Annotated in this window: 18 protein-coding genes and 1 pseudogene; 7 read left to right on the top strand and 12 right to left on the bottom strand. The window is 63.3% G+C overall.

What is annotated here, in order from left to right:
* Positions 1-28 precede the first annotated feature (28 nt).
* The 6 genes from HDG34_RS25885 to HDG34_RS25860 all read right to left on the bottom strand — a co-directional run bounded on the left by HDG34_RS25885 (position 29) and on the right by HDG34_RS25860 (position 6,454).
* Positions 29-970 (bottom strand): ABC transporter permease, encoded by a 942-nt coding sequence (locus HDG34_RS25885; RefSeq protein ID WP_184063285.1) that lies wholly within the window; start codon positions 968-970, stop codon positions 29-31.
* On the bottom strand, positions 970-1,857 hold the full coding sequence (locus tag HDG34_RS25880; protein ID WP_090807312.1) for an ABC transporter permease: 888 nt from the start codon (positions 1,855-1,857) through the stop codon (positions 970-972). Before HDG34_RS25880 ends, HDG34_RS25885 begins: the two co-directional genes overlap by 1 nt.
* Positions 1,854-2,933 (bottom strand): ABC transporter ATP-binding protein, encoded by a 1,080-nt coding sequence (locus HDG34_RS25875; protein ID WP_184063283.1) that lies wholly within the window; start codon positions 2,931-2,933, stop codon positions 1,854-1,856. The genes HDG34_RS25880 and HDG34_RS25875 overlap by 4 nt, the downstream gene beginning before the upstream one ends.
* Before the next feature lie 172 nt (positions 2,934-3,105).
* Positions 3,106-4,275, bottom strand: a complete 1,170-nt coding sequence (locus tag HDG34_RS25870) for an extracellular solute-binding protein (RefSeq protein WP_090807316.1) — start codon at positions 4,273-4,275, stop codon at positions 3,106-3,108.
* A gap of 248 nt (positions 4,276-4,523) precedes the next feature.
* Entirely contained in the window at positions 4,524-5,468 is a 945-nt protein-coding gene (locus HDG34_RS25865) for an SMP-30/gluconolactonase/LRE family protein (protein ID WP_184063279.1), read from the bottom strand.
* Entirely contained in the window at positions 5,465-6,454 is a 990-nt protein-coding gene (locus tag HDG34_RS25860) for a dihydrodipicolinate synthase family protein (protein ID WP_184063276.1), read from the bottom strand. The genes HDG34_RS25865 and HDG34_RS25860 overlap by 4 nt, the downstream gene beginning before the upstream one ends.
* Positions 6,455-7,029: 575 nt before the next feature.
* Between HDG34_RS25860 and HDG34_RS25855 the strand changes: the two genes are divergently transcribed.
* A complete protein-coding gene (locus tag HDG34_RS25855) occupies positions 7,030-7,734 on the top strand; it encodes a LuxR family transcriptional regulator (protein ID WP_184063273.1) in 705 nt (234 codons plus the stop codon).
* On the opposite strand, the gene HDG34_RS25850 is transcribed toward HDG34_RS25855, so the two are convergent.
* Positions 7,718-8,035: a hypothetical protein gene (locus tag HDG34_RS25850; protein WP_013092374.1), complete on the bottom strand. Its 318-nt coding sequence runs from the start codon at positions 8,033-8,035 to the stop codon at positions 7,718-7,720. The genes HDG34_RS25855 and HDG34_RS25850 overlap by 17 nt on opposite strands.
* Before the next feature lie 156 nt (positions 8,036-8,191).
* Between HDG34_RS25850 and HDG34_RS25845 the strand changes: the two genes are divergently transcribed.
* Positions 8,192-8,785 (top strand): acyl-homoserine-lactone synthase, encoded by a 594-nt coding sequence (locus HDG34_RS25845; RefSeq protein ID WP_184063270.1) that lies wholly within the window; start codon positions 8,192-8,194, stop codon positions 8,783-8,785.
* A gap of 55 nt (positions 8,786-8,840) precedes the next feature.
* On the opposite strand, the gene HDG34_RS25840 is transcribed toward HDG34_RS25845, so the two are convergent.
* The gene (locus tag HDG34_RS25840) at positions 8,841-9,530 is read right to left on the bottom strand and encodes a FadR/GntR family transcriptional regulator (RefSeq protein WP_090807327.1); all 690 of its coding nucleotides are present in this window, start codon (positions 9,528-9,530) and stop codon (positions 8,841-8,843) included.
* Between the two features lie 281 nt (positions 9,531-9,811).
* Between HDG34_RS25840 and HDG34_RS25835 the strand changes: the two genes are divergently transcribed.
* The 4 genes and pseudogenes from HDG34_RS25835 to HDG34_RS25820 all read left to right on the top strand — a co-directional run.
* Positions 9,812-10,279 (top strand): universal stress protein, encoded by a 468-nt coding sequence (locus tag HDG34_RS25835; RefSeq protein ID WP_184063267.1) that lies wholly within the window; start codon positions 9,812-9,814, stop codon positions 10,277-10,279.
* Between the two features lie 221 nt (positions 10,280-10,500).
* Complete coding sequence (locus HDG34_RS25830; RefSeq protein WP_184063264.1) at positions 10,501-11,268, top strand: helix-turn-helix domain-containing protein; 768 nt, start codon at positions 10,501-10,503, stop codon at positions 11,266-11,268.
* Positions 11,269-11,382: 114 nt separating this feature from the next.
* A complete protein-coding gene (locus tag HDG34_RS25825) occupies positions 11,383-12,681 on the top strand; it encodes an SUMF1/EgtB/PvdO family nonheme iron enzyme (protein ID WP_184063261.1) in 1,299 nt (432 codons plus the stop codon).
* A 208-nt stretch (positions 12,682-12,889) separates the two neighbouring features.
* A pseudogene (locus HDG34_RS25820) lies at positions 12,890-14,322 on the top strand (IS3 family transposase); the annotation flags it as partial.
* A gap of 770 nt (positions 14,323-15,092) precedes the next feature.
* Here HDG34_RS25820 and HDG34_RS25815 read toward each other — a convergent pair.
* A complete protein-coding gene (locus tag HDG34_RS25815) occupies positions 15,093-16,217 on the bottom strand; it encodes an NAD(P)/FAD-dependent oxidoreductase (protein ID WP_184063259.1) in 1,125 nt (374 codons plus the stop codon).
* 465 nt (positions 16,218-16,682) lie between these two features.
* Here HDG34_RS25815 and HDG34_RS25810 point away from each other — a divergent pair, with 465 nt between their 5' ends.
* Positions 16,683-17,399, top strand: a complete 717-nt coding sequence (locus tag HDG34_RS25810) for a TetR/AcrR family transcriptional regulator (protein ID WP_184063255.1) — start codon at positions 16,683-16,685, stop codon at positions 17,397-17,399.
* 16 nt (positions 17,400-17,415) lie between these two features.
* Here HDG34_RS25810 and HDG34_RS25805 read toward each other — a convergent pair whose 3' ends face one another.
* Genes HDG34_RS25805 through HDG34_RS25795 form a run of 3 tightly spaced genes read right to left on the bottom strand, consistent with a single transcriptional unit; the run spans position 17,416 to position 21,137 of the window.
* Positions 17,416-18,138, bottom strand: a complete 723-nt coding sequence (locus tag HDG34_RS25805; RefSeq protein WP_184063252.1) for a carboxymuconolactone decarboxylase family protein — start codon at positions 18,136-18,138, stop codon at positions 17,416-17,418.
* Between the two features lie 36 nt (positions 18,139-18,174).
* A complete protein-coding gene (locus HDG34_RS25800) occupies positions 18,175-20,184 on the bottom strand; it encodes an acyl-CoA synthetase (protein ID WP_184063249.1) in 2,010 nt (669 codons plus the stop codon).
* Positions 20,181-21,137, bottom strand: a complete 957-nt coding sequence (locus HDG34_RS25795; protein ID WP_184063246.1) for a fumarylacetoacetate hydrolase family protein — start codon at positions 21,135-21,137, stop codon at positions 20,181-20,183. The genes HDG34_RS25800 and HDG34_RS25795 overlap by 4 nt, the downstream gene beginning before the upstream one ends.
* Positions 21,138-21,145 lie beyond the last annotated feature (8 nt).

The following is a 21,145-nucleotide window of genomic DNA, read 5'->3' as shown; positions in this document are numbered from 1 at the left end:
CTACTCCACGATTGGCGCCGACCATGCGTCAGCGCCTCTGTTCTTTCACGCGGGACACGATCTGCGTCGGGCTCACGAATTGTAGTGCGATCAGCACCCAGATCAACGTGATCGCCATATAGATCATCGCCATCGCATCGATCGATTGCGGCGCGCGCACGCCGGTCGAAAACACAGCGTAATACAACGCGACCACCAGCGTTTGCGTGGCCGGACCGGCTGTAAAAAACGTCAGCTCGAACATGCCGATCGTGCGCACCAGCACGAGCAGCCCCGCCGCCAGCATGCCCGGCACGAGCAGCGGCAGCAGCACGTAACGGAAATAGCGGAACGTGTTCGCGCCGAAAATGCGCGCGGCCGCTTCGAGATTCGGATCGATCTGCTCGATGAACGGCGTCATCACCAGAATCACGAACGGCAGCGCCGGTACGAGATTCGCAAGAATCACGCCCCATAGCGTGCCGGCGAGTCCGACCTTGTACATCGCGGTCGCCATCGGAATGCCGTAGGTGACGGGCGGCACCATCAACGGCAGCAGAAAGATCAGCATCGCAAGGCGCTTGCCGCGGAATTGCACGCGCGCGAGCGCATACGCAGCCGGCACGCCGAGCAGCACCGACAGCAACACGACCGCGCCGACCACCTGCACGGTCACCCACAGCACGCTCGCGAGCTGGAAGTCGCTCCACGCCTGCGCATACCAGTGCAACGTGAAACCTTGCGGCAACGCGGTGCCGAACCAGCGCGTCGCGATCGAATTCACCGCGACGGTCGCAATCAGCAGCACGACGTTGATCAGGAAGAACGCCATCACGGCCCACACCAGCACCTGCCAGATGCGGCCCGGCAGATTCGCGCGCTGACGCGCATGTTGTGCTGGCTCGCGGGCGCCGTCGCCCGGCTGAGGCGCCGCGCAAGCGGAGGTGGACGCGGACCAGTCGGGCTGCGTCGCGCGACGATCGGTCGTCATCAGCCTTTGCCTCCCGTTACGGGACCACGATAGAACCAGCGGCGCGCGCCGAGCAGCGCGGCGACCACCAGCAGTTGCACGAAGCCCATCACCATCGCGATCGCCGATGCGAGCGAATAGTCGTAGCTCTCGAACGCGGCTTCGGCCGCGGCAATCGACATCACGCGCGTCGGACCCGCGGGCGCGCCGAGCAGCACCGCCGACGGAAACACCGAGAACGCCTGCACGAACGACAGACACGCGGCCATCGTGAGCCCCGGCACGAGCAGTGGCAGATAGATGCGGCGAAACTGCTGCCACGGACTCGCGCCGAGCGTCGCGGCCGCGCTTGCGAGCGTCGGGTCGATGCCGGTCACGTACGACAGCGTCAGCAGAAACGCGAACGGAAAGCCCGACACGATCAGCGACAGCAACACGCCCGTGAAGTTGTGCGTGAGCCGCACCTCTTGGGTGTACAGATGCAGCGCCTGCAACGCCTGCGGCAGCCAGCCGTGCGGACCGAAGTACGTGAGCATGCCGTCGGCGATCAGCACGGTGCCGAGCGTCACCGGGATCACCAACAGCGTCGTGACGATCTTCTGATACCGCGAGTAGCGGCGCAGCGCGAACGCGACTGGCACCGACACGCCGACGTTGATCAGCGTGGCCGGCACCGACAGCTTCAGCGTAACGAAAATCGTCGGCCACATCGACGTGTCGGTGAAGAACGTCAGATAGTTGGCCCACACGCCGCCGCCGTTCATCGGCCGGAACGACAGCGCGAGACCATACGCGAACGGATAGATGAACAGCGCGACGATAAAGAGCAGCGCGGGCGCGACGAGCCAGGCCTTGGCATCGCGCGGCGCGCGGGACGTAAGCGGGGGGACGAGCGTCGGCGTGTTCATGCGGCCTCGGCGTCGTAGACGAGCACGCACGACGGCCGCACGCGCAGCGTGATGCGCTCGCCCTCCGCGCATTCACCGGTCACGCGCGCCCACACGTCGCCGAACGCGGTCTTCACGCGCAGCAGCGAATCGTGGCCGCCGTATTCGACCGCGTCGATCAGCGCCTCGAACGCGTTGTCGGCGCCGGGCTCGGCGCGCTCCATGTCTTCGGGGCGCAGCGCGACACTCACGCGTTTGCCGTCGAAGCCGGCCATCGGCGTGCCGATGAGCCGCACGCCGTTCGCAATGACCACGACGCCATCGCCTTGCATGCCCTCCAGCGTGAACTCGGCGACATTGCGATAACCCATGAAGCGCGCGACATGCAGATTGCGCGGCCGCGTATAGACCTCCTTCGGCGTCGCGACCTGCTGCACGACGCCCTCCCTCATCACGACGATGCGATCGGCCATCGACAGCGCTTCGTCCTGATCATGCGTCACGTACAGCGTCGCGCGTTCGAGCTGCGTATGGATGCGGCGAATTTCCGCGCGCATTTCGATGCGCAGCTTCGTATCGAGATTGGACAGCGGCTCGTCCATCAGGATCAGCGGCGGCTCGATCACGATCGCACGCGCGATCGCGACACGCTGCTGCTGGCCACCGGACAATTGGCCGGGCAGCTTGTGCTCATGACCGGTCAGTTGCACCAGTTTCAAGGCCTCGCGTGCACGGCGCGCGATCTCGCTTCTGCCGACGCCGCGCATTTTCAGCCCGAAGCCGACGTTCTCCAGCACGCTCATATGCGGGAACAGCGCGTAGTTCTGGAACACCATGCCGAAGCCGCGCTTTTCCGGCGGCAGCACGTCGATGCGCCGCTCGTCGAGCCAGATGCCGCCGCCGGTGAGCGGCTGCAATCCGGCGATGCAGTTCAGCGCCGTCGATTTGCCACAACCCGACGGCCCCAGCAGCGCGATGAACTCGCCGCGCCGGATCGTCAGATCGAGACCCTGCAGCGCGGCGATCGCGTGGCCTTGCGGGTTCGTGAAACTGCGGCTCACTGAATCGAGCCGCAACTGCTCAAAGTGATGCTTCATGGCGGTTCCCTGCTCCGCGTGAGGCGACGGATGTCGCGAGTGCCGCGCTTGCGGTGGGCGCGGCGCATCAGGCACTCAAGCCGAGACGCGCGTGATCGCTGAAAACACGCAGCGCGGCGGAACCTCACGCCGCGCTGCGTTTTGCCCCGTTTCCCGTCGCATTGGTGAAGGCCTATTGGGTCTTCTGCGCGCCGATCTCGCTATCCCACTTCTTGAAGGCGGCGACCATCGCCGCTGCGTTCAGCGGCAACGCATGCGGATGATCGGCCAACATCTTCGCGTATTCGGGGCGGCCATACTTTTTCAGCACCTCCTGGCTGTGCGCGGGCGCCTGCTCGACGGTGACGCCCTTGATCGCCGGACCCGGATAGAAGTAGCCGTCGTCATAGGTCAGCGCCTGCTGCGCGGGCTCCAGCATAAAGTTCATCATCTTGTACAGCACGTCGAGCTTTTCCTTCGGCACGCCCTTCGGAATCACCATGTAGTGCGCATCGTTGACCCACGTCATGTTGTCGAACGGCTGTACGCGGAAGTCGGCCGGCACGATGCCGAGCGCGCGCGGATTGATGTCCCAGCCGGTCACGGTCACGGTCATGTCGCGCGTGCCTTCGCCCAGTTCCTTCATCACCGCCGAGGTGCCGCCCGGATAGTACGGTATGCAGTCGTTCAACTGCTTCAGGAACGCCCACGTCTTGTCCCAGCCGTGCACCGGGTCCTGCGGGTCCTTGTCGCCGAGCACGTAGGGCAAGCCCATCAGGAACGTGCGGCCAGGACCGGAATTGGCCGGCCGCGCGTAGATCAGCTTGTCGGGGTGGGCCTTGCACCATTGCAGCAGTTGCTCGGGTGTCTTCGGCGGATCGCTGACCTTGGCCGGGTTGTATTCGAGCAGCGGACCAGCCGGCATATACGCGACCTCGAGCCCGTAGCCTTGCGCGAGATCCTGCATCTTGCGCGGGCCCGGCGCGTACTTGTCGAGCACGCCGGGGAACTGCGCCGCGTTGTCGGGCAGCAGCTTGATCCACAGGTTCTGTTCGATGCCGGCCGCGAGCGCGTCGGTGCCGGTCAAAACGAGGTCGATGTCGGAGCGGCCCGCGGCCTGCATCGCCTTGATCTTGCCGGGCAATTGCGGCGCGGGCGCGTTCGTGAACGTGATGTTCGCGACGAGATTCGGATTCTTCGCCTTGAACGCCTCGAAGCCCTTCTGAGTGAGTTGAAGATCGCCGGCCACGTCGACGATATTGATCGTGACCGGATCGGCCGCGTGCGCGGCAAGGGTGAACGCCGCGCTCGCGGCGATACAGACGGATACCAGCTTGAACGACAACCTGTGCGAAACAGTCATTGCGTCTCCTCGCTTCTTGGTATGGAAGCCCGCTGGTCGTTGCGTTGCGGGCGGTGTCTTTCTACCAAGGGAACATAGCGAAGCGCAACAGCCGATGTCAAGCAAATAGTCGAGATGTGGGTCGGGCGAGAAAATGGCTCGTTTAACCTGAAATCCTTGTCGTTCAATGCCCGGCACCGCGGGTTAAGGGCAAACCCGAGCCCTCGCCGCGAGTAGCAATACATGTTGTCTGGTTAGCGGACAACTGCTCAACCTCCGCGCACGCCCTGCGTATTGACGAACAGCGAATACAACCCGTGGCTCGCCGCCATGAACAGACGGTTGCGATGCCGTCCGCCGAAGCAAACGTTCGCGCAACGCTCTGGCAACGCGATGTGGCCGAGCGGCTCGCCTTGCGGGCTGAACACGCGCACGCCGTCGAGCTCGTCGGTGCCCATGCCCCACCCGCACCACAAGTTGCCATGCGTGTCGACACGAAAACCGTCCGGGGTGCCCGGACCCGCGTCGATCAGCACGCGGTTGTTCGACAGCGTCGTGCCTTTGCCATTGGCCTCGACATCGAATACGCGGATCTTGCGCGGCTCGCCGCGCGATTGGACCACGTACAGCAGCGATTCGTCCGGCGAGAACGCGAGACCGTTCGGGGCGAGCACGTCGTCGACGACCATCGACACCTCGCCCGACTGGCCGTCGATCCGATACGCGCACGCCTTCAGCTCGGACTGTTGCTGCTCGCCCTCGTAGAAACCTTCGATGCCGAAGGTCGGGTCGGTAAACCAGATCGAGCCGTCCGATTTGACGACCACGTCGTTCGGCGAATTGAAGCGCTTGCCTTGATAGCGATCGGCGAGCACGGTAATCGAGCCGTCGTACTCGGTGCGCGTCACACGCCGCGTCAGGTGCTCGCAACTGACGAGACGCCCTTCGCGATCGCGCGTATGGCCGTTCGCATTGTTCGACGATTGACGGAACGTGCTGACCGCGCCCGTCGTTTCGTCCCAGCGCAGGATGCGGTCGTTCGGAATGTCGCTCCACAGCAGATAGCGGCCGTCGCCGAACCACACCGGCCCCTCCGACCAGCGCGTGCCCTGATACAGGCATTCGACCGACGCCGACGCGATGATCAACGACTTGAAGCGCGGATCGAACACACGGATGGAAGGATCGGGATAGCGTCGGCTGTGATCGGTCATGGGGTTGTCTGCGTGTCGGGGCGGTTCGATTGGGTGGGCGCGAACTCGCGCTCGAGAGCGAGCAGCGTGCGCGCGGTCTGCGCGATCTTCGCATGATGCTCGCGCGGTGTCGAACTGAGCAGCGGCTGCAGCGGCCCCATGTCGGCGAGGCCCGTGAACGTGATTGCATCGTGCAGCACGCGGATCAGCGAGATGTCGTTGCGCAGCGTTTCGAGCGGCATGAACGCATCGTAGAGACGTTGGGCGGTGTCGTGATCGGCGCTAACGGCGTTACCGGCGCTCCGGCCGCTTTGCACCGCGCGCAGCAGCGCCATCACCATGCTCGGCGCGATACAGCCGCTTCCGGTCGTCCACGCTGCGAGCCCGAACTCGCGCAGATGCACGAGCGCCGGCCGCTCGCCCATGCCCGATACGATCTTCGCGGCCGGCACGCGTTGCAGCAGCCGGCGCAGATATGGATCGTCAGCGGGGTTGTCGCGCGGGATCGCATATTTGACCGCGCTCAGCGTCCCACGCTCGACGAGCCGCGCGAGTGTATCGACAGCGACGTAGTTTTCGCTCTTGATATACAGCGTGAGCGGCGTGCCGGCCGTGTCGGCGATCCGCGTGAGGCCCGTCTCGACGCCCTCGGACGTCGTGAAGCCGCCGAGCGGCAGCACCATCGCCGTGCGGTAACGCGTCTGCGCGAGGATGCGCGCCTGATCGAGCATCTTGCCGTAGTCGGGACCCAGCGCCGGAATCACCCGTGTCCCGGAACCCGCAGCCTCGGCGAGCAGGTCCAGCAGCTCGCGGTATTCGCTGACCGCGACGTGATAAAGGTTCGCATTGCCGCCATACAGTAGCGTGCGTACACCGCCCGCTTCGATATGGCGGATCAGCGCGAGATTCTGGGCAGGGTCGAGCGTGTAGTCGGCCCGGCGCGCGAGCGGCGGCACGGCCATGACCGACGCGGCGAACTCGCCGTCGCTAAGCGGTGATTCGTTCATGATGGTTGACGCGGAAACGCGTTAGGCGGAGGTTTCACGGTAGCATCGGCATCACAATGTTGTCAAACAACCTGTGCGTGACGATCGCCCAGCATGCCGTCGGCGGCCAATTGCGCGGGAGCCGATCACGAAATTTCCTTTTGTATAACAATGAAGCGGGCCCGCAGCCAGCGGAATCGGCGCAGGCTTTTTTGGCAACAAGGACACGGCGAGCAATAACCCGCTTTCCGAGATAATCGAGTAAATACGATTTAGTTTAAAGCGCGACGAAATAATGCCGTCAACGAAACATATTAAAATCTGTCGCCGGATGCCGATTAGCCGCGCCGCGCACCCGAGAAGCCCGGCCGGGTTAAAGATTTATTTCAATCAGCATAATAATAGGCGACGCCGGCGTTGCTATCACGTGGCGGCTATCGTTTACCCCGCGGAGCACCGGCGCATTGCGTTCGAGTTTTTAGTGATAGATTATGCGGACCAAAAGAGCGGACCGAAGTTTGTCTGCCAATAACCGCGAACGGGATGTTTGCGAGCCTGAGAGAGCCCAAAAATTGCCGCTACACTTTATCGAGCAGATGGCACCGCTACTGGACGCCGCCGACGAGGCGGAATGGTTCGGCGTAATTACGGGCTTTGCCGAAACGTGGGGCTTCGACAAGATTCTGGTCGCGATGCTGCCGCGGCCAACCATGCGTCTCGAGGACGCTTACCTGCGCAGCACTTACGCACCGGCATGGCGCCAGACGCACGACGAGCAAGGCATGGTGCATATCGATCCGACGGTCGCACACTGCCTGTCACGCTCATCGCCGCTGGTCTGGACGCCCGAGATTTTCGCCAGCCCGGCGCAGCAATCCCTGTATGAGGAAGCTCGCTCGTACGGCCTGAGCGCGGGCGTGACGCTGCCAATTCATGGGCCGAATCAGGAAGCCGGCATGATGTGCTTCGTCAATGACGACAAGCCGTCAGACGGGTTCAGGCGCCATGTGAACGCCGCGTTGCCGAACCTCGTGCTGTTGCGCGACCTGGTGATCGACACCAGCAAACAGCATCTGAATTCACATGCGCAGACCTTGATGCCGAAGCTCACGCCGCGCGAGCGAGAATGTCTGAAATGGACCGCACGCGGCAAATCCACGTGGGAGATATCTCACATCCTGAGTTGCTCGGAAGCGGTGGTGAACTTCCATATGAAAAACATCAGGGCGAAATTCGGCGTGAATTCGCGGCGTGCGGCAGCCGTGATCGCGGCGCAGCTTGGGCTTATTGACCCGGGTTGAGCAGCGCGGCCGCGTCGCGGCTGTACATCACGCGCTCGGCGCGACCCAGATCGGCGTCCGACACGGTCTTCATGAAGTACAGACCCAGCAGGATCGACACCGGCGCCGGGATCTCCGCGCCCGACTCGAAGCGGCTGCCGCGCGATTGCGTGACGCCAAAGCGAGCCCAGAAACGGCGCTGGCTCTCTTTTTTCTTCTTCCGGTAGGCAATGATCAGAACGCGATCCACTGCCGAAGAGACCTCCGAAGGACGCGCCTGGAGGTGGGTTTGCGGTTGCCAGTGATTGTCGAGGAGTTCCATTTTGGACCCTTGTAGGTTGGGGGCGGAGACGTGTCTGAATTCTGATATACCCGATAAGCATCCACACCTATCCAGGTAGGTAGGTGGCGCAAAGATTCAGAATGCATAAGTTTTCCTGCGTATCTGGCAGCCCCCCAACGCGTACAGGAGAACGTCATGCAAACCACGATCCGAATTGGACTCCGGCAGGAATTCGACAACGAACTGATCAACGAGATGTACCGCTTGCGCGCCCGTGTCTTTCACGGCCGGCTCGGCTGGGAAATTCCGACCATCGCGGGAATGGAGATAGACGGCTACGACGCGCTCGGGCCGTACTACATGCTGATTCAGGGCGAAGACGAACGGTTGCGCGGCTGTTGGCGCCTGATGCCGACCGAAGGTCCGAACATGCTGAAAGACACCTTCCCGCAGCTACTGCATGGCGCGGCCGCGCCGGTCGGGCGACATATCTGGGAACTGAGCCGCTGGGCGATCGAGACCGGCGGTGAGGAACAGTCGTTTGGTTTCACGGATATGACAATCCGCGCAATTCAGGAAGTGATGTGCTTCGCGCAGCACATGGGCATCACGCATTACGTCACGGTGACCACCACGCCGATCGAGAGGATGCTGCGCCGAGCCGGCCTCGACATCAGCCGGCTCGGGCCGCCGCTGCAGATTGGCATCGAGCGGGCCGTCGCGCTCGACGTCGCGGTGAGCGCGAAAACGCTGACCTCGCTGTTCGGGCCGGTCGCCGTCGCTGCTTGAGCCGCGCCGAAGCGCGGCCTGACAAAAGTCGCGACGCCTTCACCCGCGCGCGGACTCAGGAACCGAACATCCGTTCCAGCGCGTTCTCGAGATGCGCGCGCATTGCGGCCCCTGCGCCCGCCGCGTCCTTGCGGCGGATTGCGTCGAGCACCGCCATGTGTTCGGCCTGCACCAGCCGCTGCCGCTCCACCGTCTTGACGAGCGACAGATTGCGCGACAGGTTCATGCTGAACAGGATCTGCTCCTCGATGAACGACATCACCGTGATGAAAAACGGATTCTTCGACGCGCGCGCGACCGCCTGATGAAACAGGAAGTCATCCTTCGCGCCGATCCCCTGCGCCTCGATGATGCGCTCGAGCTCGTCCCACGCGTGCTGGATCGCGGCGATGTCGTCGGCGTCGGCCTTCAGCGCTGCCTGCGCGGCCGCGCCCGCCTCGGTCACGATGCGAAACTCATAGCAGCGGCGGATATCGGACAGCGTTTCGAGCGGCGCGAAGCGGCGTACGTCCGGATCGGGGCGCCGCGCGACGGTCGTGCCAGAGCCGTGCCGCGTCGAGATGATGCCGTCGGCCCGCAATCGCGCGAGCGCTTCGCGCACGGTCGGTCGGGACGTGGCGAAACGCTCCGCCAGCGCGTGCTCGGTCGGCAATCGCTCGCCTTCCTTGTACTCGCCTTCGAGGATGCGGTTGAGAATGTCGCCGTAGATCTGGTCGGGTAAGCCCTTGGTTTTTCGATCGTTCATCAGCGGACTGGCCAGCTTGTCTGAATATGGCTTGATTGTAAGGCCAACCCTGTTTCGGCTTCAGCAAAGTTCTACGGGTTGTAAGCATGCCAGGCTGCTTCGCGCACGCCGCCGCGTCCGCCATTTTGTCCGCGCCGCGCCGGAATATTTGGCCAGTGTTTGATTTACATCCTGGTCCGGTGCATCTTTTCGGGCAATCATCTAAGCTTCATTGGTATAAAAGATCAATAAACCTGCCGCGGTTAGCAATGTGGCAGACGCATTTTTGACTCGGAGCCGATATGTACACTCGCATCCTTGTAGCGGTCGACGGCAGCAATACCTCGCGCCGTGCGTTCGAAGCGGCGCTCGATCTCGCCAAATCGAATGGCGCGGTGTTGCGGCCATTTTATGTCGTCGAAAACACGCCGATGTACTTTGAGGCGCCCGGCTACGACCCGTCGATCCTGCGCAACCGCCTGATCGAGGAAGGCCAGGAGCTGCGTGCCGAGTTTTCGAAAGCGATGGCCGAGCAAGGTGTGAAGGGCGACCCGGCGGTCTCCGAGGCTTTGTCGCTCGGCGATGTCGCCGAGATCGTGCTGCAGGCCGCCGCTGAATTCAACGCCGACCTGCTCGTGATGGGCACGCACGGCCGGCGTGGCTTTCAGCGGCTGATTCTCGGCAGCGTCGCTGAACGCTGCGTGCGCCAGGCCACTCTTCCGGTTCTGCTGGTACCGTCCGCCGCGGGCACCGACAAGGAACCCGCCTGACTCTTTCATCAGGCGCGGGGCGGCACGCCACGCCCTGCCTTGCCGGAATCGAGCCACGCTACCCGTCGACGGGCGACGTCGATATAGGCCGCGGCGGCTCACCTTCTCACCTTCGTCAGAGCACCGCCGTTGCTCGGACTGCCGAGCAGCGAACGCGTCACTTTGCCGCCAGTTGCGGGTCATAGCGGGTGGGACAATTTCACCACTACCAATAATCGAACATGCTGAATCCTACTGCTGTGACCCGTTCCTCGACCCGCTCCGCCGGCAACCGCGAGGCCGTGGCGGCACGCGCAGCCGCACGTACCGCCGCGCGCTGCTCCAGCTGTTCGATGCGTGAGATCTGCATGCCGCAGGGGCTGTCGGCGGAGGAACTGCCGAAGCTCGAAACGCTGATCTGTTCGGCGCGCTCGGTGCCGCGCGGCGAAGCGCTGTATCGCAGCGGCGACCGCTTCGACAATATCTACGCGGTGCGCTCCGGCTCGATGAAGACCGTGATGGTCCACCGCGACGGCCGCGAACAGGTCACCGGGCTGCGTCTGGCCGGCGAGCCGCTCGGGCTCGACGGCATCAGCGCGGACCTCCATGCGTGCAGCGCCGTCGCGCTGGAAGACAGCACGGTGTGCATCGTTCCCTATAGCGCGCTGAAGCTGCTGTGTCGCGAAATCAGTTCGATCCAGGAACGCATGCACAAGCTACTGGGCGCGCAGATCGTCAGCGAAGCCGCGCAGATGATGGTGCTCGGCTCGCTGTCCGCCGACGAACGCGTCGCCGCCTTCCTGCTGGACGTGTCACAGCGCAATGCGCAGCGCGGCTACTCGTGGTCGGAATTCAATCTGCGAATGACGCGCGAGGACATGGGTAGCTACCTCGGCATGACGCTCGAAACGGTCAGCCGTACCCTGTCAAGATTTCAAAAACGCGGCCTGATCGACACGCGGGGCAAGCACATTCACATCGTCGATCTCCAAGGCTTGCGGCAGATCTAGCGGCCAGAGTGGCCTGGACGGTCGCGCTGTTAGTCTTGGCACGCCGCCTGCGAGCGGGTAGAGTTTTCAGACCGTCCCCCTACGGCAACCGTGTTGCATGGAGACCCGGCCCCAATGAATCGCGACCCTGTCCCGCATCATCCGCTCGTGCAGCGCCTGCTCGACGCGCGTCAAGTCACCGACGACCTGTTTGCGATCGTCAAACCCGACTACCTCTATGAACGGCCGATCCGCGAGCGTCACCGCGTCGTGTTCTACATCGGCCATCTCGAAGCGTTCGATCGCAATCTGCTCGACCAGCGTCTGTTCGATCTGCCGGCTTTCGCGCCGGAACTCGACCAGTTGTTCGCCTTCGGCATCGATCCGGTAGACGGCGGCTTTCCCACCGATCAACCCGGCGATTGGCCGTCGCTCGCCGCCGTGCGCGAGTATGCGACGCGCGCGCGCCGGCAGATCGACACCGCGCTCGACGAACTCGGCAGCGCGGCGCACGACAAGGCGGCCGTGCAACTGCTGAACGTCGCGATCGAGCATCGGTTGATGCATGCGGAAACGCTCGCGTACATGCTCCATCAGTTGCCTCTCGCGCAGAAGAACACCGCGTTGCGCGAGCCGGTGGTGACGAGCGATGAGCAGCGCGACGCGTTGTCGTCGATGGTTAGCGTGCCGGCCGGCACGGCCGTGCTCGGCATGCCGCGCGAGGCCGGCCGCTTCGGCTGGGATAATGAGTTCGGCGAAATGAGCGTGGACGTGCCCGCGTTCGAGATCGATCGATACATGGTCACGAACGGTGCGTTCCTCGAGTTCATCGAAGACGGCGGTTATCGCGAGCCGAAGTGGTGGTCGCCGAAGGACTGGGCATGGAAGGAAGCGGAGCGCATCGAGCATCCCGCTGGCTGGTCGCAACCCACGGCGCAAGACGGTCGCCCGGCATGGACGCTGCGCACGATGTTCGACGACGTGCCCTTGCCGCTCGACTGGCCCGTCTACGTGAGCCACGCCGAAGCGAGCGCCTACGCGCGCTGGGCCGGCAAAACCCTGCCGACCGAGGCGCAATGGCAACGCGCGGCGCACGGTGCGCCGCAAGCGGCGTCGGGGAACTTCGATTTCCGCAGTTGGGATCCACGGCCCGTCGACGCGCATCCGGACAACGTCAGCACGTTCGGCGCGGAAGGTCAGTTCGGCAACGGCTGGGAATGGACCTCGACGCTTTTCGAAGCGCTGCCGGGCTTCGAAGCGTTTCCGTTCTATCCCGGCTATTCGGCCAACTTCTTCGATGGGCAGCACTACGTGCTGAAGGGCGGCTCGGCGCGTACCGCGCTGTGCATGCTGCGGCCGGAATTTCGCAACTGGTTTCAGCCGCATTATCAGTATGTGTATGCGGGGTTTCGGTGTGTGCGGGTGAGGAATTAAGCGATAGTTGATGCAAGAGACAAGCTATCGCTTTACCTCTAGAAAGGTCAACTATCGGTTAACTTTGCGATCGCAGTCGTTATTGATATCTACCATGAAAGTGCTTCGAAGGACTTTTCAGACCTTCGGCCGCCGTCTAATCCCCCCGCGTCACAATGGTTGTCGCCTGGATAAAATTGGAATCTGGGGGCGATAAAGAGAGAACAAGTTGGCGCGTTACGGAAAGACATTCAAGGACAGAGCGGTGGCGCGGTTGCTGCCGCCGGAGAGCGCATCAGTGGAAAAGGTTGCGCGAGAGATCGGTGTTGGCGCGCAGACGCTGGAGCGCTGGCGCAGTGATGCGCTGTCCATGCCCGCTCGCGAGCGGGCATGGACAGCGGCCGCGCGTTTCGAGGCGGTGTTGAACACGGCAGCGATGGACGAGACGGCGCGCAATGCGTGGTGCCGCGAGCATGGCGTGTATCCGCAGGAACTGGCGCAGTGGCGGCAAGCGGCCACGCAGGCGCTGGCCGAGCCCGAAGAAGCCCGCACGAGCCCGCAGCAGACGAAGCAGGATCAGCGCCGCATCAACGAACTGGAACGCGAACTGCGGCGCAAGGAGAAGGCGCTGGCTGAGACAGCAGCGCTGCTGGTACTGTCAAAAAAAGTCGCGGCGATCTTCAACACGGACAAGGGCGAGGACGAATGATCGGCCTCGAGGATCGCCAGCGGCTGGCCCGGGAAATCGAATCGGCCAATCGGGCTGGCGCACGGTTGCGTCTGGCCTGCGAGGTCGCCGGAATCGATGTGCGAACGCTGCAACGCTGGAAGGCCCATCAGGGGCTCGTCAAGGGCGACGCCAGGCCCGGCGCGATGCGCCCACTGCCCGCGCACACCCTGAGCCCGCAGGAGCGGGCAAACGTGCTGCGCGTAGCCAACGAGCCACGCTTTGCCGACATGCCACCGGCGCGTATCGTGCCGATGCTGGCTGACGAAGGCGTGTACATCGCCAGCGAATCGACCTTTGCGCGCGTGCTGCGCGAGCATGGGCAGATGACGCGCCGTGGTCGTGCCAGAACGCCTTCGAGCGCCCGGCCGCCGACCACGCACGTCGCAACGGCGCCGCGCCAGGTGTGGTGCTGGGACATGACGTTTCTGCCGGCAACGGTAACAGGTCGATGGTTCCACCTGTACCTGATCCTGGACCTGTATAGCCGCAAGATTGTCGGCTGGGAGGTGCACGACAGCGACGCAGCCGAACACGCTGCTCATCTCGTGCGTCGTACGGCGCTCTCCGAAGGCATTGCCGTCCTTGAGACCCGGCCGGTGCTGCACGGCGATAACGGTGCGACGCTCAAGGCCACGACCGTGCTGGCGATGCTCCACTGGCTGGGTGTCAAGCCGTCGTACTCACGCCCCCGTGTCAGCGACGACAACGCCTACGCCGAAGCGCTGTTCCGAACCGCGAAGTACCGGCCGGAGTTTCCGGTCACAGGCTTCGAGGACCTGAACGCTGCTCGCAACTGGGCTGCCGGCTTCGTGCAGTGGTACAACTTCGAGCATCGTCATAGCGGCATCCGTTACGTGACGCCTGCGCAGCGTCATGCCGGCGACGATCGTGCGCTTCTCGCGGCACGTCACGCACTGTACGTGCAGACGAGGCTGTCGTTAAAAAGCCCAGGGATTACCGCGATAACGATGCATGTCATTAACGCTCATCGCCGGACGCTCGACCTCAGGCGGAAACACGCACCACGTACGGTCAGCGTGAAGGAAGAAATAAATTGCCAACGCGCCTGCTGGCCGCAATGCCTCGACGCACACATAGCGTCGTTGACTCGAGGGCATGCGACCAAACCGGGTTACCCGAACCGGCATCGTCGGAGTCGGCCCAAGCCATTTTTCGACCACCAAACGCAAAGACCTGTCCGCCATACCCATCGACTTCTCCTTCAACTTCGCTCTCCTTGATTCAGCCATCCACCTGTCAGGCTTAGGGCTACGAATCCTGTGTCATTGAGAACTCGATGCCTCTGCACGACTCGCAGACGGCTATTGCGGCACTGTGTCGATGGCTACCATGGCGAGAGCTTTGAATGCGAATTTCTAACTCATGACATTGGCGCCTTGCTGGCGGATTAGCATGCCACGCGCTGCATAGTGTCATTATCATCACGGTGACGACTATGTCACTACGTGGATTCCCCGAAAGCGGCCGAGCGCGTCAGCGGTTGCTGCGCCGGCTGCTGACGAAGTGTTGCTGGCCACGGCATCCGGACGGCGGGCCGGCGTACAGGCGGCGCAAGCCTGCCTTGCCGCCATGCCCGGCGGACTTCGCAACGATGCGGCGTCAAGTGTTACCAGTCCCGGAACCAGCTCCGCGCACTTCCCGCCGCAGACCGCTGGTAGCGACGGTGGCCCGCCGGCCGTCCTTAGCCCTGGACAAGCCCGAGCGCCTTGCGAAATTTCGGAACAAGCATGTGCGCCGATTTCGCCATCCTGTTGACCCACGGCGTCGTCACCAAGCCAAGCACCGGCAGATGCGCGACGCCCTCGCGACTACCGAGAGTCACCACCATGGTCGGGACGTTGGTCTTCGGACGATAGACCTTCAGCGGTCCGGCTCTGCCCGACAGTACCGCACGGATATTAGATTCGGCGACGATGACTTGCCCGTGGATATGCCAAGCCATCTTGTTCTCCGCCAGATCGGTGATGTCGCCCAGTGCGAAGACGCGATCCTCGTCAGCCACGCGCAGGTGGCCGTCGACGCGGATGCGCCCCATTGAATCGAGCAGATGCCCGAACTGAGAGCGCATGAAGTCGGTGTTGGGCCGCCCGCCGATGCACGAGATCAGGAGGTCATACCGGATCGACCGTCCACGGTTCGTCAGCGCCTCCCCGGCGGGTGCGAGAGTCTCGTGTAACGGCGCAGCGCCATCGGCAAGGCGCTCATCAGTCACGATCGTCACCCCGCGCGCCGCGAGAACTCCTCGGGCATGCTCGGACAGTCGCAAAGACGTTCCGCCAAGGATTCGTGCACCTGCCTCGATGACCGTGACGCGCTTTTGCGGGAGGGCTTCGCTGATCTCGCCTGCCACTTCGATTCCGATGGGGCCGCCGCCGACGATAAGGATCCTGTCTGCGGCCAGCAACCTCGCATGAAAGCGACGATAGAACGCTTTGCGCTCGTCCATCGTCTCGCCCTCCGATCGCATCAGCGAACTGGAGAAACGACTGCCCGTCGCAAGCACGGAAACATCGGCGCGCACCAGGCTCATCAGGCCGTCCGCGTCGGCAATCCTGCCCCCGTTCGCGGTCCATTCGACAAGCCGCGCTCGGACGTGCGTGACGTTTGGCAACGCGACGGCGAACGGGATCATCGCGGGTTCGGCAAATTCAGGATCGACGAGGCTTCGCGGCACCGACATCGGTACTTCGAAGTAGTCGAGCGGATCGATCAGCGTGACATTGAAGTCTTTGCTCAGGCGCCGCGCGAGCAATGCACCGCCGATTCCGCCGCCATAGATCGCAATGGTCTTGCATGAGCCTGCCATAGGAAATCCTTCTGAGAGTCAATTAGCCTTCAATGCAAACGCGCGCTCGATGGCGTCGCTCGATGGCGGCTGAACTAACCGTTGCAGGTGGGAAGACAAGGAGCTCACAGGATGAGAGCAGGCCTGCTTCCTCCGCCGCGCACTGTTCGACCGACATGGCGAACAGCACGCGCTCATATAATAACACATATGTCACAATGACAATAATGACACTCATACCTGTTCGACAATGCATCCGGAACGCTGCTACTCCAGTGCCGTCGCCTCCGGTTGGGCGCCTGGCGGTTGAAAAAAACGCGCCTCGCGCTGGTCCGAGCCCGACGTATGAATGACGTCAACGGCACGTCATGCGGCCCGTGCCATCGTGGCGGGGTTGGCGTGGTTTTCGCGCGTGTCCGAGTGATCTTGTAGTCATCATGACAGGATCGTCGTTTGATCGAGTACGGACAGCGTACAATCGTGTGAATGAAAACTCATGACCATCGCCCACGCGTCGCAGCAGAGCGCCGAGAGCGCATGCGGGCGCGCTTGCTGAAGAGCGCACTTCGTCTCGTAGCGGAGAAAGGCCCCGCATCGACGTCGATCGATGATGTGATCTCTGCCGCGGAAGTCTCCCGGGGAACGTTCTACAAATACTTTGCCTCTCCGGAAGCGCTGATCCGGGAACTGGCCGGGACGGTCGCAAACGAGCTGATTGCTTTCGCCGAGCCGGTCGTCCTGCAATCCGAAGACCCGGCTGAACGAATCGCCTGCGGCATTCGTCTGGTGTCGCGACTCGCTCTGCACTACCCGGTCGTTGCCAGCTTCCTCGTGCGCGTGAGCTGGCCCGATGCGCAAGGACCGGGGCTTCTGCTCGATTTCGCGCGACGGGATCTGGCCAACGGCATACGAACAAGCCGCTTCAGGCCAATGCCGCTTGCGCTGGCGCTCAACGTTGTCGCCGGCGCCGTCCTCGGCGCAACGCATTCGATGTTGCAGCCGGGCTGCGATCCGGATTTCGCCGAACAAAGTGCAGCCGCAGCCCTTCGCGCGCTCGGCCTGCCGGGCAAAACTGCCGATCGGCTAGCGACACGAGCGCTCCCGACGCTCGCGAGTTTCCCAACGGGCCTGATGTCAGAGGTGCTCAACCAACCGGCCACTGCGGAGGAGAACACCGTCAGGAGGCGCGGCGTGACAGCCTGAAGCCACTGACGGGGTGTCAGCGCTGCCGCCCCGCGTTCATTGGGCTCGCGCCGATCGCGCTTTGGGCTCGGTCATCGTTCACGGGGCCGCCAATACCGGCGGCGAGGACGCGCTTGTCAAGCGATTCTTCGACCTGGATCCCCAGTGAATTCAGCACAGACGCCAACATCTCGTAGTGGCCGATCAACATGCAGAGTTCAATCAGCTTCTTGTCGTCGTACTGCTCGGCAAGTTGCCTCCACGTCGCATCGGCAATGACCCGGTCATGATGGATTTCATCCGCCGCTCTGAGCACGGCCGCGTGGTGTGCGCTCCATGCGGGCGAATCAGGGCCTTCGGCGACCCTCGCGATGTCGGTCGGGCTCAAGCCGGCGCCCAGCCCGATGCTGACATGCTGAAACCACTCGTATTTGCTTCGGCAGTTCCACGCAACGCGCAAGATGGCCAGTTCACAATCAATGCGGCTCAGCGTCCCGTAAGGCATCAGCGTCGAGGCGAACTTCCGCCAGGGACGGATGAGCCGCCGGTGCCGCATCAACGTCAAGAAGAGATTGGGTGCATTGACGCGTGCGCGTTTTCCCAAGATCCTCAACATCACGCGCGGAATCAACGGGAGTTGGTCCCGGCGCAGTGGGCTCAACCGAGGTGCGCGCAGGCTTCTCCACCCAAGGGGCGGCTCCAATGCTTTCTTTCCCGCAGAAGTCATGGCTAGAAATGCCTCCAAAAGGTCTTCGTTCATATCACCACAAATCTGTATAGCTTCCTGTCGACCCGACTATTGGCCGCCCTCATTGTCCGCGCCTGCCGTCTTCCTGTTGCCCACCCGCACCGCCTCTGCGGCTGCCGCGATCGAGAAGGGAAACGGGAACCGCCCCACTACCGCACTGGCCCTCGCTTCAAGCGCAGCTTCCGGAAGTTCGATATGCAGGGAGATGCCGCTCGACTTGTTCTCGTCGACGCTCACGCGGGCGCCCGCAATGCCGGCTTCGACGAGCGCCGAGCGTAGCGCGTCGGCCGTTTCGCGCCGCTTCAGCTCCGGCTTGAATATCTTGCCGACGGCAGTGAGCGGCATCGCATCCACGATCCGGATCTGCTTGGGCAGTGCGGCCCGCTCGCTGATCTCGCGGCGCACGAACTCCGCCAGTTCCTGCTCGGTGGCGCTTGCGCCGGGCTTGAGCTGGACGTAAGCCACCGGCAACTCTCCGGCGTGCGCGTCGGGCCGCCCGATCGCCGCGGCGATCTGGACTGCGGGGTGGCGGTGAAGCGGTTCCTCGATCGTCGCGGGATCGATGTTGTGGCCGCCCCGAATGATCAGGTCCTTCTTGCGGCCGGTGAGCCGGAAATAGCCGTCGGCATCGCAGCACCCCAGGTCTCCCGTATTGAGCCAGCGCTTGCCGTCGCCCAGATCCAGCCAGAGCCCCCTGTTCTGCTCGGGCTGCGCATAACCGGCAAAGACGTTCGGGCCGGAGATCACGAGAATCCCGGCTTCGTTCGCGACGCAGTCGCGGACATATTGGCCGGTGTCGTCGACGATGACGGCCTTCATCGCCTGCCCTGGAATACGCAGCCCGATCGACCCCAGCCGGCGGTCTCCGAGCGGCGGATTGACGCTGCTCACGCAAACCCCCTCGGTGAGCCCGTAGCCCTCGAGAATCCTGATGCCGGTGCGCTCCTGGAAGACACGGAACACCTCGACCGGCATCGGCGCCGCGCCGCACAGGCCGTATTCGAGCGAACCGATATCGCGACCGCCCACGGGAACATCGAGCAACGACGCGTAGAGCGTAGGGACACCGCTGAAAAAGTTGATGCGGTGGTGTTCGACGATTTCCCAGAAACGCTTGACGACGCCTTCGCCGCGATAACCCTGCGGTGTACCGAGCACCACGTGTGCGCCCCGCGAGAACGGCACGAGCCCCGTCGCCAGAACGGCATTGACATGAAAGAGCGGCAGCCCGCAGAACACCGTCTTGCCCGGGCCGATGCTGTCGCCGAACAATTGGCCGACGCTCCAGGCGTTGGCGACCTCATTGCGGTGGCGGCGCATGGCGATCTTCGGCAACCCGGTCGTGCCGCCGGTACAAAAATAGGAGGACGACTCGTGGGCGCTGAAGCGGCGCCGGCTGTCCAGTGCGGCCCCGGACTCCCGGGCGATCGCACTGCCGAAATCATGGATCGTGACGTGCGAAGGAACGGCGCTGCGAACACCGCCGCCGCCATGCAGCCTCGAACACTCACGGCGTTGCAGGAACCGGGCCGCGAGCCGCTTCGGGCCTCGCACGCGGTCTGCGAGATTGACGAGCACCAGATGCTGCAGAGACTTCACCTCGTCGAGGACGGCCTGCACTTTAGGCCAAAGGTCGGTCCCGGGGAACGGGGCCAGCGTGACGAGCACCTTGGCCCCCGATGCATTGAGCAGGTCGGCAATGGCCGCGCCCTCCAGCAGGGGATTGATGGCGCAGACGATGCCGGCCGCCTCCCCGCCCCAGATGACAAAATGGGTTTCCGGCAGATTCGGCAGCACATAGGCCACCACGGAGTCGCTGCGCAGGCCCAGGCGCGCAAACAGATTCGCGGATCGAGTGATGTCACGGAGGAGCTCCCGGTAGGTCCAGCACTCCGCCTTCCGGTGATCGTCGGCACGCAGAAAGAACGAGAGCGCGGGCGCTGACGGATCGACGGCCGCACCGCGGCAGATCATCTCGTAGGTGCTCGCGGGCAGATCCGCCGGCACTCCTTGCGCTTCGATCGCAAGGACGTCCGCCTGGCTTGCGATCCCTTTCATGCCGCCTCTCCGACGATGCGATTGCGCTGCACGCCGAGATCGATCAGACCGTCGGGGCTGGCGATACGCGCTTCGACGAGGTCGCCGGCCTTCAGATACTGACTCCTGCCCGCTTGCACATTCATGAACATCCTCCACTTGACTGCTTCAGGCAGCAGTGCGGCAATCTTCTGTTTGCCCGGGGACGGAACGCTGAGCGCACAGCCGGACGGCGTGCCCGTCGAGAGCAGGTCGCCGACATACAGGTCATGCACGCCCGACAGCTCGGTCAGCGTCTCGGCGGGACCATAGACGAGGTTGGCCGTCGAGTCTTTCTGGCGCACGGCGCCGTTGACGGTCAGCGTCAGATCGAGTCGTCGCAGCCTCGGGATGTCGCGCGGCTCGAGCAGACACAAGTAAGGGCCGACCGGGCCGAAGGTGCGGTAGCTCTTGCCTTTATAGAACTGCATCTGCGGGATCTGGATGTCGCGGGCCGAGTAGTCGTTCACGATCACCACGCCTGCGATGTACTCGTGCAGATTCGCATCGGTGATCGACTGAAGGGACGTGATGTCGCGCTTCATCACCAGACCCAGTTCGATCTCGTAGTCGAGAAACCGCACCTCCTGGGGCCGCACGACGGGCGAGTCGGCCGGGACGACACAGCTTGTCGCCTTCGTGAAGATCATGTTGAACGTCTTCGCATCCGGGTCCATGCCCGATTCGATCATGTGCTGGCGGTAGTTCGCGCCTTGACAGACGAACTGCTGATTACGCGTGACGGGCGAGAGCCACTCCACTTCGGACTCGGGAATCGCCGGCCCGGTCAACGCGGACAGCGTCTCGATATGGTTCACGCGGATGAAGTCGGCCGTCGTCTCGAACTCGCCCGGAATCGGCGTGACGATGCCCTTGCGGACGACGCCCCACTGGGCGCGGCCTTGATGCTTGTAATGCAGAACGTGCAGTGACATAAATACGC

Origin of the sequence: Paraburkholderia sp. HC6.4b (assembly GCF_014200875.1) — a bacterium.
GTDB lineage: Bacteria > Pseudomonadota > Gammaproteobacteria > Burkholderiales > Burkholderiaceae > Paraburkholderia > Paraburkholderia tuberum.
Note: the sequence above shows the minus strand (reverse complement) of the source record. Positions and strands in the feature narration are given on the sequence as shown.